This is a genomic window from Rahnella sp. EDr1-12 (genome assembly GCF_049206505.1).
Classification (GTDB): domain Bacteria; phylum Pseudomonadota; class Gammaproteobacteria; order Enterobacterales; family Enterobacteriaceae; genus Rahnella; species Rahnella rivi.
Window position 1 is genome coordinate 582,080 of sequence record NZ_JBLZNY010000002.1, and the last position, 16,795, is coordinate 598,874.

Genomic DNA, 16,795 nt, shown 5'->3' on the forward strand with positions numbered 1-16,795 from the left:
GATTTCCGCCACACTCCGCACAATGGATACTCATTTGCCGTTATTAATGAGAGTGCCATGAATCAGAGCCATTTCTTCGCCCACCTTTCCCGCCTGAAACTGATTAGCCGCTGGCCGCTGATGCGCAACGTGCGTACCGAAAATGTGTCGGAACACAGTTTGCAGGTCGCCTTCGTGGCTCACGCGTTGGCCGTGATTAAAAACCGCAAATTTGATGGCAACCTGAATGTGGAACGCGTTGCCCTGCTCGCCATGTATCACGATGCCAGCGAAGTGCTGACCGGCGACATGCCTACGCCCATCAAGTATTACAATCCGCAAATCGCCCATGAGTACAAAAAAATCGAGAAAATCGCCCAGCAAAAACTGATTGAGATGCTGCCGGAGGATTTGCAGGAAGATTTTCGTCCGCTGATCGATGAACATTATTACAGCGAAGACGAAAAACTGACGGTCAAACAGGCAGATGCGTTATGCGCCTATCTGAAATGTCTCGAGGAGCTCTCGGCGGGCAATAACGAATTCACCCTGGCTAAAGCGCGTCTGGAAAAAACGCTGGCGAATCGTAAAAGCCCGGAGATGGATTACTTTATGGAAATCTTTGTGCCGAGCTTCAGCCTGTCGCTGGATGAAATCAGCCTCGATTCACCGCTCTGACCGCAACCAAATACAGCACGGCCAGGGTCAGAACGGAAAGAGAACCGGCACCAGAAACACGCTGACGACCATCACCAGCAAGGTGAACGGCACGCCGATACGCAGAAAGTCGCCGAAGCGGTAATTCCCCGGCACCATCACCAGCGTATTCACCGGGGATGATACTGGCGTCATAAACGCTGCCGAGGCGGCTATCGCGATAATCATTGTGAAAGGGTACGGCGACACGCCCATCTGATGGGCCGCCGCGATGGCAATCGGTGCCATTAACACCGCTGTGGCGGTATTGGAAATAAACAGCCCGATACTGGCGCAGAGAACAAACAAACTCAGCAGCATCATGTACGGCCCATATCCCCCGCTGACCTTCATCAGGCCTTCGACGATCAACGCCACGCCGCCTGTTTTCTGCAGCGCCAGCGCGAACGGCATCATCCCGATAATCAGCAGCAAGCTCGGCCAGTGAATCGCTTTGTACGCGCCGTCCATGGTGATGCAACGGAATTTACCCATCAGCAGACAGGCAATAATGGCCGCAATGGCGTTCGGCACATCGTCGGTCAGCATCAGTGCGACCATGAGCGCCAGGCAAAACAGCGCGTGCGGTGCCTGACTGAGCGCGGGGGCGACTTCATCCACCTCGGCGGGCAGACTGAGGACAATAAAATCGTGCATCTGCTGCTGAAGCTGTCGGATCAGCTTCCAGTCCCCTATCACCAGTAACATGTCGCCCAGCTGGAGTTCCTCATCCACCAGTTTACCCGGCAGCGCTTCCCCCTGACGGCGGATCCCCACCACGTTTAACCCGTAAGCAGAACGGAAAGCGACTTCGCGCAGGGTTTTACCCAATAATTCGGAATCAGGAATTAAAGAGACTTCTGCCATTCCGACGTCGCGGGACTGTTCAGAAAAATATTCACCGCGCAGCACCATCGGTTCAAGCATTTCATCGGCACACATTTGTCTGACTGAGATGTCAGGATCGGTCATGTCCAGCAGCAGTACGTCTCGCGCGCACAGCCCGGTGCTCCCCGTGGCGCTGACCATCACCCGGCGGAACTTACGCCAGCGCTCAATACCCACCACATTCGCACCGTAGCGGGAGCGCAGGTGAAGATCGTCCAGTGTACGGCCAACCAGCGGTGAGCCGGGGCGGATCGTCATCCTGCGCGCACGACCGTTTAACTGATAATCGCGGATCAAGTCCCGGAAAGTCCGGCGCTTCCAGTGTTGTTTATCCTGCGAGGTGTCCTGCGCTGACAACCAGCGGCGGGCAATCAGCATGTATCCGACACCCATGATCAGCACCACCAGCCCCACCGGCGTGACGCCGAAGAAGCCAAAACCGTCGAACCCTTCACGCAGCAACTCGCTGTTCACCACCATGTTCGGCGGCGTGGCAACCAGCGTCATCATGCCGCTGATAAGCCCGGCAAAACTCAGGGGCATCATCAGCCGCGCCGGTGAGGTTTTCATGCGCGCGGAAACGCTGATCACAACCGGAATGAAAATCGCCACCACGCCGGTAGAACTCATAAAAGCACCAAGACCGGCGACCGTCAGCATCAGTAAAATCAGCATCCGGGTTTCACTCTGCCCGGCCACTTTCATCAGCCAGTCACCGACCTGATACGCCACGCCGGTCCTCACCAGACCGTGGCCCACCACAAACAAGGCGGCGATCAAAATCACGTTCGGATCGCTAAATCCGGCCAGAGCTTCATTGAGGGTGAGCGTACCGCTCATCACAAAAGCAATGATGACCAGCAAAGCGACAATGTCCATGCGCAGCGTATTGCGCGCAAACAACACCATCGCGGCCAGCAGCAGTACCACAACCCAGATTAATTCACCGGTCAAAACACACTCCCTTTGCGTTAAGATTGAGAGGCAGGAACGTGGTAAGAATGGCATAAAAAAACCCCGCCGGAGCGAGGTCTATATCAAGTAAAATGTCGAAACTGTGCTTTTTTCAGGCTTAGCGCAAACTTACCGTCACGCCCTGCTTGTTGCTTTCCACCAGCAGAACTTCCAGCGTCGTCAGCTCAAAATCAACATTTTCGATCCCTGGCGTATCGTCCGGTGCATTCACAGCGATCACTTTACATCCTGCGGCAAGCCCTGCCATTACGCCTGCAGCGGCATCTTCCACCACAACACACTCTTCCGGCGCCAGACCTAAACGTTCTGCACCCAGCAAATAGGCATCCGGCTGCGGTTTGCCATGCTTAACCTGTTCCGCAGTGATGAACACTTCCGGCGCAGGCAAATGTGCTGCCGCATGGCGCGCACTGGCGACAGGCATAGAACCGGAGGTCACAATGGCCCACGGAATATTTTGACGGTTGAGTTCGCTCAGCAGTAAATGTGCACCCGGCAACGCCGAGACGCCTTCGGTGTCGGTGGCTTCGATTTTTTCCAGCTTCAGAAACTCTTGCTGAATCGTCTCTTCTGTTTCACCTTGCATAAAATGACGTAAAGAGGTGATCGCCTGTTTGCCATGAATAAAGGCCAGAACATCCTGCGGGCTGACTCCCCAACTGAGCGCCCAGTTAACCCATGCACGCTCAACTGCCGGTAATGAATCCACTAACGTTCCATCAAGGTCGAACAAGAAACCTTTACACTCCACAGGCAATTCCTCTTTAGTTAATTCCAGTCAGGCATTAATAATTTGCGCTATCTCTACAGCGCTCAGATGATACTGACGCGGGCATGATTGCCAGATCGCCAGCATACGCTGGTATTTATCCCACATTTTGGTCTGCGAGTTAAACCCGTGAGTCCCGGCGTCGAAGTCAGTGTAACGCCCTTCGGTATTCACCATAAAGCGCACATAGCTTAAATAGCGGGATTCGGTGGCCGCATCGAAGCCAAGGAAATCTATACGACGGCGATCCAGCCCCTGGGTGTCTTTCAGATTGGTCCATGACACCTGCATCGCATGGTGCATTTCCATAATGTTAATCACTGTGCGACAGGTTTCTTCCGGTAACTCACCGAAATCTCTGTCCAGCTCACGCATTTGCAAACCGAAACCGCGTTCGATCACCGTTTGCAAACGGCGGTAGCGTTCCGCGTTATCGGGATCAAGCATGGTCATCATTTTGTATTGATTCGACAAGATCAGGCGTTGCGCGTTAGTCATTTCCATCGTGAAAATCCTCATGTCTGCATAATGAGCAAAGCATGGCATAGCGCAAACTTCTGCGAAATCGCAAGCACACCATTCTTTGATTTGAGTCCGGATCTCATGTGAAATAATCACCGGAGGAGAAGTTCCTCCGGTCAAAATGCGGTGCAGTGAAGCTTAGCAATATTGGAGATGATGTGAAAAGCGCTGGAAACAGGCTTACAAATCGTCGAGGAAGGTTTTGTCGAGTTGTTTGAACGCACGCTTGAGGACATCAGCCAGCGCCTGATAGGTCGGCGTCCCTTCGACCGGCGCAAGCGCCTGGCCCGATTCAGCGAGTTTATTACGCACATCGTGGAACCAGCTCAGCAGCGTCGGCGGCAAAGGCGTCAGTGAACGGCGGCCAAGCCACCATAACCCTTGCATAGGCAAGCTACAGGCAAATATCGCCGTCGCAACGGCCGGCCCGAGTTGTCCGCCCAGCGCGATTTGCCAGGTCAGCGTGAAGATCGCCACCGGCGGCATGAAGCGGACAGCAAAACGGGTGGCGGTTGAAATCCGGTTCTCGGGGAACACAGGAGCCAGGCGCTTATCAGACGGCCATGTTTTCATATAATGCTGCCCACGCTGGAAAACCTGGAACCAGCTTACAGAGCCTGTTGGCTTACTCGTCATAATTGCACCTCAACTTCACGTGTAATAATTAAAAAATAGTTGTGAAACATAAACTGGAGTTTACCACGATAAAATATATTTTGTTTTTGCTGAAACGTGCCGGTATCCTGTCGCAGCATTTAAAGCCATATCACTAAGCATAGTGCCTCGGGCCGAGGTGTTTTGTAATTAGTAATTGCATTTTTTGTTAGTGTTTTCACTAATAGATAACATTCTAAAGACGCATAACAGAGACATTTTGTGTACTGCGCCCCCATTTTTTTGCTATCCGCGGGCACAGAAAAAACCAGCGTCCTGCGATTCTTTAGCTTTTTCATTATCATGCCTGTTTTGGCTCTCTGGCATGATGTTAATCATAATTGTCACCGCCATTATGCGCTACGCTTGATGTCAGACTGACGATTTATTAACCACGTGTATTGTTTTTTTCCTTAAACAGCACCAACAATAAATAGGTACTTCCATGTCGAGTAAGCTTGTACTGGTTCTTAACTGTGGTAGTTCTTCCCTTAAGTTCGCAATCATTGATGCTGTGAACGGCGAAGAGCACATTTCAGGTTTAGCCGAATGTTTCCACCTGCCGGAAGCGCGCATTAAGTGGAAAATGGACGGTGGCAAAGAAGAAGCCGCGTTGGGTGCGGGTGCCGCACACAGCGAAGCGCTGAAATTCATCGTGAACAACATCCTGAGCCAAAAACCTGAACTGTCTGCAGAGCTGGTTGCAATCGGCCACCGCATCGTTCATGGCGGCGAAAAGCTGACCAAGTCCATGCTGATCAACGATGCTGTTATCGAAGGTATCAAAGAATCTATCCCGTTTGCACCGCTGCATAACCCGGCTCACCTGATCGGTATCGACGAAGCGCTGAAATCCTTCCCTAAACTGGCTGACAAGAACGTGGCTGTTTTCGACACCGCCTTCCATCAGACCATGCCAGAAGAATCTTACCTTTACGCACTGCCGTACAGCCTGTACCGCGATCATCACGTCCGTCGTTACGGCGCACACGGCACCAGCCACTTCTATGTGACTCAGGAAGCCGCGAAAATGTTGAACAAACCGGTGGAAGAAGTGAATCTGATCACTTGCCACCTGGGTAACGGCGGTTCCGTCAGCGCAATCCGTAACGGTAAATGCGTTGATACTTCCATGGGTCTGACCCCGCTGGAAGGTCTGGTGATGGGCACCCGCAGCGGTGACATCGACCCGGCCATCATCTTCCACCTGCACGATTCTCTGGGCATGAGCGTTGATCAAATCAACAAAATGCTGACCAAAGAATCTGGCCTGCTGGGTCTGACTGAAGTCACCAGCGACTGCCGTTATGTTGAAGATAACTACACCACTAAAGCAGATGCTAAACGTGCGATGGACGTATTCTGCCACCGTCTGGCGAAATACATCGGTAGCTACGCCTCACTGATGGAAGGCCGTCTGGACGCTGTCGTCTTCACCGGCGGTATCGGCGAAAACGCAGCAATGGTGCGTGAATTATCTCTGGCTAAACTGGGCCTGCTGGGCTTTGAAGTTGACCACGAACGCAACCTCGCGGCTCGTTTCGGTAAATCCGGTGCCATCAACAAAGAAGGCACCCGTACCGCGCTGGTTATCCCAACCAATGAAGAGCTGGTTATTGCACAAGACGCTGCGCGTCTGACCGCATAATTCGATTCAACACTGCCAGTTTTCGCTGGCAGTGATTTTTCACTCAAAGGCAAACGCCGCCCGTTTGGACGCACCGCGCAGGATAATCGTCGCGCTCATGCTGATCATTATCCCCTCTGCACAAACCTGCGACCGTCTCTGCCTGGCAACCGTTAAAGAGGTTTAGCCGTGTCTCGTACAATTATGTTGATCCCCACAGGTACCAGCGTTGGTCTGACCAGCGTCAGCCTCGGTGTGATCCGTGCCATGGAACAAAAAGGCGTCAGCCTGAGCATCTTCAAACCCATCGCACAACCACGTGCCGGCGGTGATGCACCCGATCAAACCACCACCATCATTCGTGCCAACTCCTCCGTGACTGCAGCGGAACCGCTGAAGATGAGCCACGTTGAAGCGCTGCTGAGTTCAAACCAGCAGGACGTGCTGATGGAAGAAATCATCGCCCGTTATCACGAAAACACCAAAGATGCGGAAGTGGTGCTGGTTGAAGGTTTAGTCCCTACCCGTAAACACCAGTTTGCGAATGCGCTCAACTATGAAATCGCCAAAACCCTGAACGCAGAAATCGTCTTCGTTCTGGCACTGGGTAATGATTCTCCCGCGCAGTTAAAAGAACGTATCGAACTGGCCCGCTCCAGCTTCGGCGGCAGTAAAAACAAAAACATCACCGGCGTCATCATCAACAAACTGAATGCGCCGGTTGACGATCAGGGACGCACACGTCCTGACCTGTCTGAAATCTTCGATGACTCCAACAAAGCCAGCGTCGCCAATATCGATCCGACTCAGCTGTTCGCGAACAGCCCGCTGCCGGTGCTGGGCTGCATTCCATGGAGCTTCGAGCTGATTGCCACCCGCGCAATCGACATGGCTAAGCACCTGAACGCCCGCATCATCAACGAAGGCGACGTGCAAACCCGCCGCGTGAAATCCGTGACTTTCTGCGCACGCAGCATTCCTCACATGCTCGAACACTTCCGCCCTGGTTCCCTGCTGGTTACCTCCGCAGACCGTCCGGACGTTCTGGTTTCAGCTTGTCTGGCGGCGATGAATGGCGTTGAAATTGGCGCAATTCTGCTGACCGGCGGTTACGAAATCGACGAGCGCATCAACAGCCTGTGCGCACGTGCTTTCCAGACTGGCCTGCCTGTCTTCATGGTAGACACCAACACCTGGCAGACCTCCCTCAGCCTGCAAAGCTTCAATCTGGAAGTCCCTGCGGACGACCATCAGCGCGTTGAGAAACTGCAACAGTATGTCGCTTCTCACATCAACGCTGACTGGATTGAATCACTGAGCGCGCATTCTGAGCGTTCACGTCGTCTGTCTCCGCCAGCGTTCCGCTACCAGCTGACCGAACTGGCCCGTAAAGCCGGTAAACGCATCGTTCTGCCGGAAGGCGACGAGCCACGCACCGTTAAAGCGGCGGCACTGTGTGCTGAACGCGGTATCGCGGAATGTGTGTTGCTGGGTAACCCGGAAGAGATCAAGCGCGTTGCTGCGGCGCAGGGTGTAGTGCTGGGTAAAGGCATCGAGATTGTGGATCCGGTCGTTGTGCGTGAAGAATACGTCGCACGTCTGGTTGAGCTGCGTAAAAGCAAAGGCATGACCGAAGTGGTTGCGCGTGAACAACTGGAAGACAACGTGGTTCTGGGCACCCTGATGCTGGAACAAGGTAACGTTGACGGTCTGGTTTCCGGTGCTGTCCACACCACCGCAAACACTATCCGCCCACCGTTGCAGCTGATCAAAACTGCACCGGGTAGCTCACTGGTTTCTTCTGTGTTCTTCATGCTGCTGCCTGACCAGGTTCTGGTTTACGGCGACTGTGCGATCAACCCGGACCCAACGGCTGAACAGCTGTCTGAAATCGCGATCCAGTCTGCGGATTCCGCTGCGGCGTTCGGTATCGAACCACGCGTTGCGATGATCTCTTACTCCACCGGTAACTCCGGTGCGGGTAGCGATGTTGAGAAAGTGCGTGAAGCGACCCGTCTGGCGCAGGAAAAACGCCCTGACCTGATCATCGATGGCCCGCTGCAGTACGATGCAGCCATCATGGCTGACGTTGCGCTGTCCAAAGCACCAAACTCGCCGGTAGCGGGTAAGGCGACCGTGTTCATCTTCCCTGACCTGAACACCGGTAACACCACGTACAAAGCGGTACAACGTTCTGCGGATCTGGTTTCTATCGGGCCGATGTTGCAGGGCATGCGTAAACCGGTCAACGATCTGTCCCGTGGCGCACTGGTAGACGATATCGTCTACACCGTTGCTCTGACAGCGATTCAGTCTGCTCAGGCAGAAACTGCGGTTCCGGCTAAATAAGCCAACCCCTCTGAAGGCAAAACGCCGGGCTTTATGTCCGGCGTTTTTTTGGGCTCATTTTTGCGGGTCGCCAGCCGCTCAGAGCAATGTTTTAGCCGCTTCAAGTATATGCTCAGCGGTCAGGCCATATTCCTGCTGTAAAAACTCCTGCGTCCCCACCTGCCCGTAACGTTCTTTCACGCCAACACGCCGCATAGGTACCGGCTGATTTTCTACCAGCACTTCCGCCACCGCCGATCCCAGCCCGTTATGAATACTGTGATTTTCACAGGTGATGATTTTACCGGTTTTCGCGGCATATTTTATGATGACGTCTTTATCAATCGGCTTGAGGGTAAACATGTCGATCACCGCCGCACTGACGCCTTCACGTTCCAGCATCTGCGCCGCTTTCAGCGCTTCGGCGACCATAATTCCGTTGGCGATAAGCGTGATGTCGCTTCCGTCTCGCAGCACGTTTGCTTTGCCGATGGTGAACGTTGAGCCTTCCTGGTAAATCTGAGTCGCCTGTTTACGGATGGTGCGCACCCAGTAAAATCCCTTCAGATCCATCAGTTGCAGCAAAATATTGCGGAACATCACGGCGTCGGTGACCTCCATCACCACGGAATTTGCCAGCCCGCGCACAATCCCCATGTCTTCGAAGGACATGTGCGTGCCGCCGTTGTGACAGGCACTGACACCGGCATCGGACGCAATGATTTTGACGTTATTCTTCTGATAATCCAGTGACATAAACAACTGATCAAAACAGCGGCGGCTGGCGAACGCGGTAAAAGTATGCACAAAGGGGACGCGGCCTGTCAGCGATAAACCCGCCGCCACGCCGATAACGTTGGCTTCCATGATGCCGCAGTTGATCACGTGTGACGGGTGATCTTTGTGCACGCCATCCATCGCCATAGAACTCATCAGATCCGCTTCGAGCGCAATGATCGGCGTATTTTCAACAATCTTTTCGCGCACGGTATTGGCATAAACCTTACGCATTTCCACGGCGTCTTTTTGTAATTCCAGAGAGACTTCAAACATGGGCGGCCTCCAGCTCAGCGATTGCGTGTTCAATTTCCAGTTTCACTTCCGGCGTTAAACGCAGATGATGCGAGTTCGCCAGTTGCTCGAGATACTTCACGCCCTGCCCTTTAATGCTGTCGAGGATCACCACCAGCGGACGCTGCCCGCCCTCACGCACCGGCGTTACCGCATCGCGAATTGCCACGACGTCATCGCCTTTAATCGTCTGCACATCAAAACCAAAAGCGCTGAATTTCCCGGCCAGATCGAAAGGTTTAATGACTTCGTCCAGCGTGCCGTCGAGCTGCTGTTTGTTGTAATCGATGAACAGCGTGAGGTTATGCAGATTGTGGTGAGCAATAAACTGGAAGGCTTCCCAGCACTGACCTTCATTCAGCTCACCGTCACCCAGAATGCAGAAGACACGGTTAGCCCGCCCCGCCAGTGTGTGCGAGAGCGCCATACCTGCGGCGATGGACACGCCCTGCCCGAGCGAACCGGTCGTGGCATCCACGCCGGTAGTGCGCAGCCGGTCGGGGTGGCTCGGCAGGCGCGTGCCGTTCTCATTCAAGGTTTTCAGCTGGCTAACCGGGAAATAGCCTTTCAGCGCCAGCGTGGCATACAACGCCGGGCCTGCATGCCCCTTGGAGAGCACGAAATAATCGCGATCCTGCCAGTCCGGATTTTTCGGGTCGATGCGCATCACATCGCCGTACAATACTGCCAGCGTTTCCACCACTGACATGCTGCCGCCATAGTGTCCGAAGCCCAGACCGGTCAGCATTTTCAGCGTCTCGATGCGGATTTGGCGCGCCAGATCATGAACCTCATGGATATCTTTCATCTTGCAGGGTCCTTATTTTAGTGAGCACTTATCCAGACCTGTTATTTCTAACAGGCCTGAACCGTGATCCCCGGTGGGTGATAAGAGACTGAGTGAGTGACTGAATTACTCTTCGCTGACCGCTTTCTCAGCCGCAGGTTTTTTGCCGAGATAGTTGTAAGCAACCAGAACCGCGAAGATGCCGACAATCAGCGCCATGATGCCTTCTTTAGACATGAAGCGAGCCAGATTGCCCAGCAGGATACCGATGACGCCAAAGTCTGCATCTGAGAAGGTGGCGTTTGCGAAGCCCAGCGCGCCGAGCACCGGCAGCAGCAGAACCGGCAGGAAGGTGATCAGCACGCCGTTAGCAAACGCGCCGACCATCGCACCGCGTCGACCGCCGGTCGCATTGCCGAAGACACCCGCCGTCGCACCGGTGAAGAAGTGCGGCACCACGCCCGGCAGGATCAGCACCAGATGCATCTGGCCTAACAGGAATAAACCGACCAGACCGCCGAGGAAGCTGAACAGGAAGCCAATCAGCACGGCATTCGGTGCGTACGGGTAGACCACCGGGCAGTCCAGCGCGGGACGTGCGTTGGGCACCAGTTTCTCGGAGAAGCCAACGAATGCCGGTACGATTTCCGCCAGAATAAGACGCACACCTTGCAGGATGATGAACACGCCCGCCGCAAAAGTGATCGCCATGATAATGGCGTACACCAGATAGTTCTGGCCTGCGCTATAGGTGGCTTCGACGAACACCTGTCCGGCGAACACCGCCATAATCAGGTAAATAATGATCATGGTGAGTGAAATAGAAATGGAGCTGTCGCGCAGGAAACTGAGGTTTTTCGGCAGATTCATTTCTTCGGTAGAGCGTGACCCTTTACCGACTTTGCTGCCGATCCAGCCTGACAGCACGTAACCGATGGTGCCGAAATGGCCGAAGGCCACATCGTCGCTGCCGGTGATCTTACGCATATAACGTTGTGCCAGCGCCGGGAAAAACGCCATGATCAGGCCCAGCGTCAGGGAACCGGTGAACACCAGTGACACGCCTTCAAAACCGGCTACGGTCAGGATGACGCTGATCATGCAGGCCATATAGAACGTGTGATGTCCGGTCAGGAACACGTATTTCAGACGGGTAAAGCGCGCCACGATCAGGTTTGCCACCATACCGAACGCCATAATTAAGGCGGTCGGCGCACCGAATTTCTCCAGCGCGATAGAAACAATCGCTTCGTTATTAGGAATAATACCCTGGATATTAAAGGCGTGTTCGAACATGCCGCCTAAAGGATTTAATGAGCCGACTAATACTGTTGCACCACCGCCTAAAACTAAAAAGCCCAGTATTGTTTTGACTGTACCTTTTACCACATCAGAAAAGTTTTTCTTTTGCGCCACTAAACCGATTAAGGCGATGAGCCCCACCAGAACAGATGGCACTTTTAATATATCAACCACAAACTTGAGCGTTTCCTGGATAAACATATCCACCTCGGATGTATATTGTTTTTTATTGTAGGGTCAGTCCGTGTCGGTCTGGCTCAGGACACCGGATGCTTTTCAAAATGTGCGACCAGCTTGGTTTCCAGCTCGTTGATATCCACAATATTCGTGATGACAACCAGCTGATTGTCCGGGATATTGGCGCTGGCGGCGATGTCTTTCGCCATCACGAACAGGTCTGCCTCGCCGGGAATGGCTGAAGATAAATCAGAGTGTTCAACATCCGCCTGAATATTTAATTTTTTCAGCACTTTTTTAATGTTCATTTCGACCATAAAGCTGCTGCCTAAACCGGAACCGCAAATCGCCATAATTTTCATGTTATTTACCTGTGTTTTAAAAGTTTGTAGGGTTACGCATCAGAATGATTTCTGATGTCAATACACATTAATGCATCCGTTGTGCGTTAAGGTTATTCCGTTATTTAATCGTAAAACGGTCAGAATTTCGTAATGACATCCTGAATTGTTTTTATATCTTTTGCCTGATGTATTTTCTGCATATCTTCGTCGCTGGAAAATAATTCAGCCAGTTCAGAGATTAATTCAATATGACTGTGCTTATCGGGTGCCGATAACATGACGACGGTATAAACAGGGTCATTGTCCTCAGAATTAAATGTCACTCCCTGAGGCAGCGTGAGCAGCGACAATCCTAACCCCTTCGCGCCCTCTTCCGGTCTGGCATGCGGCATGGCAATGCCCGGCGCCAGAACAAAATACGGCCCTAACTTTTCCCGCTGGGCAAAAATCGCCGTCAGATATTCCGGGGTAATCGTGCCCTCTTTCAACAAAGGCTCAGCGCTGACTTGCACCGCCTGCCGCCAGTCCGTGATATCCGTTCTGATCTGAATCCTGTCAGAGGTCAGCCAATCATTCAGCATAGGTGTGACTCCGGTTTTGATGTGTTAATGGCTGGTGTGCCTCTTTCCCCCAAACCACACCAACGCCCTGACTCTACGCACCGGTAGCGTTAACATCTGTGATACATCTCACAAAGATAGCGCTACCAAGCGTCTATCATTACGTTCTGTGATAGCGCTATCAAAAATAGTCCCCTGCCGGTACCACTGCACCGCAGTTCACACAAATAACGGTATACTTTGTCCGGAAATGACCGATAATTTACCCAATTCCGCCGTGGATCCTTCGGGTATCGCCCTGCTGCGGCTTGCTTTTTTCGCTATATCTTCGGGTGCAGGAGTCAGGATTGTGCATGTCCATTAATAAGAAAAGGCGCAGTACAGGGAGAGTGACGCTGGCTGATGTGGCGCAGCTTGCAGGTGTGGGCAGCATGACCGTTTCCCGCGCACTGCGTACCCCGGAACAAGTCTCCGATAAGCTGCGTGAAAAGATCGAAGAGGCCGTCAGCCAGCTGGGTTATTTACCCAATCAGGCGGCCAGTTCACTGGCTTCTGCGTCATCAAATACTGTCGCCATGATTGTGCCAAGTCTGTCGGAACCGGGCTGCGCTGAGATGTTTGCCGGGCTTCAGAAAGTGCTGCAACCTGCCGGGTACCAGATCATGCTGGCCGAATCCCAGCACCGCATTGAGCGGGAAGAAAAATTGCTGGAAACGCTGCTATCTTACAATCTGGCGGCGGCCATATTGCTCTCTGTCGAGCACTCGGCCAACGTTCGCCAGTGGCTGGATAATCTGACCATCCCGGTGCTGGAAATCGGTGCGCTGACGGACTCTCCCATTGATATGAATATCGGGATTGATTACGTCGAGGCGATGTTTCAGCTCACTCAGACCGTGGTGGCGAAGGGATATCAAAACATCGGTATGCTGTGCGCCAATCAGGAACAGTGGATTTTCCAGCAACATTTGCAAGGCTGGCGAAAGGCCATGCTGAAAGCGCATATGTCGCCGCATCGGGTGATCAACGCGGCCGAGCCCGCCAGCTTTTCCACCGGCGCTCAGCAGTTGCCTGAGTTTCTGCTGGCCTGGCCGGAAATCGACGCGCTGGTGTGCGTCTCAGACGATCTGGCGTGCGGAGCGCTGTACGAATGCCAGCGCCGACGTATCAAAGTGCCGGACGATCTGGCGGTGGTGGGATTTGGCAACTCGGACGTCAGTAAAGTCTGCCAGCCGCCGCTGACCACTATCGCCATCCCGCATAGGGAAATTGGTACGCGTGCGGCTCAGGCCTTGCTGGCGAGGATCCATGATGAAGAGTGGGAAGAGGTGACGATCGCCTCGTCATTGTGCAAGCGGGACAGCTGCTAAATTCACGACAACAAAAAGCCGCAGGCGACATCAGTACGCGTGCGGCGGGTTTTCCAGGCTCAATGATTCAGAGGCTGAGGCTTAGATCGGGGTGCTTTCGTTATCCGGCTCATCATCCGCTTTGGCAGATTCATCACTCAGCAAGTCACGGGTTAGCGGCTTGCCATGCTCTTTCTCGTTATTACGCGTCATCCAAAGTGACAGCGCTTTAAGCGAGTCCGGCGTAAATTCGTCGCATCGTGCGGTGATCTCTTCCGGCGTCATCCAGCGTACAGAATCAATTTCTTCTTCCTGCAAGGCGAACGGACCGTGGGATACGCAACTAAACAACGCGCCCCACACGCGGCATTTGTTCTCTTCTTCGAAGTAGAACTGACCATGTTCGGCAAAGGGTACACCGGCGATCCCTAACTCTTCTTCCGCTTCACGGCGGGCTGAATCAAGAATATTTTCGCCACTCTGCACCACGCCACCTGCCGTTGCATCCAGCCAGCCGGGATAAAAGTCTTTGGTTTCGGTACGACGCTGAACCAAAATATTGCCCATTCCGTCATGCACCACGATATAGCTGGCACGGTGGCGCAGGACCTGAGCACGCATTTGTTGTCGGCTGGCCTGGGCAATGACCTCGTTATCTTCGTTGACGATATCAACCCATTCTTCCGTACTGATGTTTTGCTCTTGTTCTGACATCCGCTGAAACCTTCTGTTTTAAGCGCTGGTCTGTGCGCAATGGGTCTGTGCGCAGTAATGGGTGCAACACGTCGATAATGTCCGGAGATTCTATCTGGGTCTGCCACATGGCTTCAATAGCAATGGATGCGTTGGTGACAGGTAAAAGTTATGTTACCCCACAAACTTCGCCATAAGACAACTCTGACAAAGGTCCGGCGCAGGCAAGTATTCACAACCATTATGATACCCTACCCAATCATTTTAAAAACTGTGATTATCAACCGCGCACTGGCGGATTTCATTAAGTGATTAACATAACGCAGGAGGCAATATGATTGATCTTTATTACGCGCCCACACCCAACGGTCATAAGATTTCTCTTTTTCTGGAGGAAGCCGGTCTGGCCTACCGTCTTCATCGCATTGATATCAGCGCAGGCGATCAGTTTAAACCCGAGTTTCTCGCCATTTCCCCCAACAATAAGATCCCGGCGATTGTCGACAGTCAGCCGGTAGACAGCGGCGCGCCCATCGGTGTGTTCGAGTCCGGGGCCATTTTGCAGTATCTGGCTGAGAAAACGGGAAAATTACTCAGTAAGGAATTGCGCGAACGCACCACAACGCTGGAGTGGCTGACCTGGCAGGTGGCCGGAATGGGCCCGATGCTCGGGCAAAATCATCACTTCACGCACTACGCCCCGCAGCCTGTACCTTACGCCATCGAACGCTATCAGCAGGAAACCAAACGTCTTTACGGCGTGCTGAATACCCAGCTGACTAAAAATGCCTATATCGCCGGGGATACCTACAGCATTGCTGATATCGCCGCTTATCCGTGGGTGGTAGCGCATGAGCGCCAGCGCATTGATTTGGCGGAGTATCCGGCGGTGCGAAACTGGTTTGAACGCGTTAAAGCCCGTCCTTCCACGCAAAAAGCCTACGCCCTCGCCGATCCCCTGCACATCAACCACCACTGACAGCGCTGTCCCCGGTGTCTGCCGGGGGTTCTGCTGAACACATTCCGCTGTAAATAATTTCCATTAACTGTGCTCCATATCGCGCGCTAAAGGCGGCGACTCAACTATGATTAATGACAGTTCATTCGCATATTCAGACAGTTAAGGAACCTGATATGAAAATCCTGATCACCGGCGCGACCGGGCTCATTGGCCGAAGGCTTACCGGGCGACTTGTTGAGCAATCTCATCAGATTACCGTACTTACCCGTGCGCCTGAACGCGCCGCGAAAGTGCTGGGCTCGCAGGTTCAGCTGTGGGAAACGCTGGACGGCAAAACGTCACTGGATGGATTTGATGCGGTGATCAATCTTGCGGGAGAGCCGATTGCGGACAAACGCTGGACGAAAGATCACAAAGCGTTGCTGTGTGAAAGCCGCTGGCAGTTAACTGAGAAACTGGCGCAGCTGATTAACGCCAGCCAGACGCCGCCTCAGGTCTTTATTTCAGGTTCAGCAGTGGGTTATTACGGCGATCAGGGGCAGGCCCTGGTGCCGGAAGACGAGCCGCCAAACAAGCAATTTACCTGGCAGCTATGCGCACGCTGGGAAGCCCTGGCGATGACGGCTGAAAGCCCGCGCACCCGCGTGTGCCTGTTGCGCACCGGCATTGTGCTGGCAGAAAAAGGCGGCGCGCTGGCAAAAATCGTATTGCCTTTCCGCGCCGGACTCGGCGGCCCTCTGGGTGACGGCCAGCAATACATGCCGTGGATCCATATCGACGATATGGTCGAAGGCATCATTTTCCTGATGATGCACGAAACCCTCAGCGGACCGTTCAACATGGTGGCGCCTTATCCCGCACGCAACGAACAGTTCAGCGCTCTACTCGGTGAGGTTCTGCATCGCCCGGCGTTTATGCGGGCACCGGCCCCCGTCATACGTCTGCTGATGGGCGAGTCAGCCATACTGGTGCTGGGCGGCCAGCGCGCCGTGCCACGCAGGCTGGAAGCCGCCGGCTTTGAGTTTACACATCAGGAATTGAAGGAAGCGCTGGAGGATTTGCTGAAGTGAAGGGACTTGCAGGCCCCTGCTCAGCCGGAGCAAGAATGTTTCG

General features: G+C 53.5%; 16 protein-coding genes. 6 read left to right on the forward strand and 10 right to left on the reverse strand.

From position 1 onward, the window contains the following. The first annotated feature begins 57 nt into the window (after positions 1-57). Positions 58-657, forward strand: a complete 600-nt coding sequence (yfbR, locus tag ACO0U8_RS11965; RefSeq protein ID WP_056782229.1) for a 5'-deoxynucleotidase — start codon at positions 58-60, stop codon at positions 655-657. A 27-nt stretch (positions 658-684) separates the two neighbouring features. Here yfbR and ACO0U8_RS11970 read toward each other — a convergent pair whose 3' ends face one another. The 4 genes from ACO0U8_RS11970 to yfbV form a co-directional block, all read right to left on the reverse strand. Further along, on the reverse strand, positions 685-2,517 hold the full coding sequence (locus ACO0U8_RS11970; RefSeq protein WP_072158211.1) for an SLC13 family permease: 1,833 nt from the start codon (positions 2,515-2,517) through the stop codon (positions 685-687). A gap of 118 nt (positions 2,518-2,635) precedes the next feature. Continuing rightward, complete coding sequence (locus ACO0U8_RS11975) at positions 2,636-3,289, reverse strand: sugar phosphatase (protein ID WP_421670853.1); 654 nt, start codon at positions 3,287-3,289, stop codon at positions 2,636-2,638. A gap of 27 nt (positions 3,290-3,316) precedes the next feature. After that, the gene (locus tag ACO0U8_RS11980; protein WP_421670854.1) at positions 3,317-3,811 is read right to left on the reverse strand and encodes a YfbU family protein; all 495 of its coding nucleotides are present in this window, start codon (positions 3,809-3,811) and stop codon (positions 3,317-3,319) included. 198 nt (positions 3,812-4,009) lie between these two features. Then, positions 4,010-4,465: a terminus macrodomain insulation protein YfbV gene (yfbV, locus tag ACO0U8_RS11985; protein ID WP_056782222.1), complete on the reverse strand. Its 456-nt coding sequence runs from the start codon at positions 4,463-4,465 to the stop codon at positions 4,010-4,012. 463 nt (positions 4,466-4,928) lie between these two features. Here yfbV and ackA point away from each other — a divergent pair, with 463 nt between their 5' ends. Then, on the forward strand, positions 4,929-6,131 hold the full coding sequence (ackA, locus tag ACO0U8_RS11990) for an acetate kinase (RefSeq protein WP_217203174.1): 1,203 nt from the start codon (positions 4,929-4,931) through the stop codon (positions 6,129-6,131). Between the two features lie 183 nt (positions 6,132-6,314). Next, complete coding sequence (gene pta, locus ACO0U8_RS11995) at positions 6,315-8,459, forward strand: phosphate acetyltransferase (RefSeq protein WP_056782218.1); 2,145 nt, start codon at positions 6,315-6,317, stop codon at positions 8,457-8,459. A gap of 78 nt (positions 8,460-8,537) precedes the next feature. Here pta and ACO0U8_RS12000 read toward each other — a convergent pair whose 3' ends face one another. From ACO0U8_RS12000 to ACO0U8_RS12020, 5 genes are all read right to left on the reverse strand, one after another. Then, positions 8,538-9,491: a transketolase family protein gene (locus tag ACO0U8_RS12000; RefSeq protein WP_056782214.1), complete on the reverse strand. Its 954-nt coding sequence runs from the start codon at positions 9,489-9,491 to the stop codon at positions 8,538-8,540. Then, entirely contained in the window at positions 9,484-10,317 is an 834-nt protein-coding gene (locus ACO0U8_RS12005; RefSeq protein ID WP_421670855.1) for a transketolase, read from the reverse strand. Before ACO0U8_RS12005 ends, ACO0U8_RS12000 begins: the two co-directional genes overlap by 8 nt. Before the next feature lie 105 nt (positions 10,318-10,422). Next, positions 10,423-11,799: a PTS ascorbate transporter subunit IIC gene (locus tag ACO0U8_RS12010; protein WP_056782209.1), complete on the reverse strand. Its 1,377-nt coding sequence runs from the start codon at positions 11,797-11,799 to the stop codon at positions 10,423-10,425. A 56-nt stretch (positions 11,800-11,855) separates the two neighbouring features. Then, entirely contained in the window at positions 11,856-12,137 is a 282-nt protein-coding gene (locus ACO0U8_RS12015) for a PTS sugar transporter subunit IIB (RefSeq protein ID WP_056782206.1), read from the reverse strand. A gap of 119 nt (positions 12,138-12,256) precedes the next feature. Then, a complete protein-coding gene (locus ACO0U8_RS12020) occupies positions 12,257-12,700 on the reverse strand; it encodes a PTS sugar transporter subunit IIA (RefSeq protein ID WP_217203172.1) in 444 nt (147 codons plus the stop codon). A 332-nt stretch (positions 12,701-13,032) separates the two neighbouring features. Between ACO0U8_RS12020 and ACO0U8_RS12025 the strand changes: the two genes are divergently transcribed. Beyond that, positions 13,033-14,049 (forward strand): LacI family DNA-binding transcriptional regulator, encoded by a 1,017-nt coding sequence (locus tag ACO0U8_RS12025; RefSeq protein ID WP_122097538.1) that lies wholly within the window; start codon positions 13,033-13,035, stop codon positions 14,047-14,049. Positions 14,050-14,130: 81 nt separating this feature from the next. Here ACO0U8_RS12025 and yfcD read toward each other — a convergent pair whose 3' ends face one another. Further along, a complete protein-coding gene (gene yfcD, locus ACO0U8_RS12030) occupies positions 14,131-14,742 on the reverse strand; it encodes an NUDIX hydrolase YfcD (RefSeq protein WP_056782198.1) in 612 nt (203 codons plus the stop codon). Between the two features lie 313 nt (positions 14,743-15,055). Here yfcD and ACO0U8_RS12035 point away from each other — a divergent pair, with 313 nt between their 5' ends. Beyond that, the gene (locus ACO0U8_RS12035) at positions 15,056-15,700 is read left to right on the forward strand and encodes a glutathione binding-like protein (RefSeq protein ID WP_122097537.1); all 645 of its coding nucleotides are present in this window, start codon (positions 15,056-15,058) and stop codon (positions 15,698-15,700) included. Positions 15,701-15,855: 155 nt separating this feature from the next. Then, the gene (locus tag ACO0U8_RS12040; protein WP_122097536.1) at positions 15,856-16,752 is read left to right on the forward strand and encodes a TIGR01777 family oxidoreductase; all 897 of its coding nucleotides are present in this window, start codon (positions 15,856-15,858) and stop codon (positions 16,750-16,752) included. Positions 16,753-16,795 lie beyond the last annotated feature (43 nt).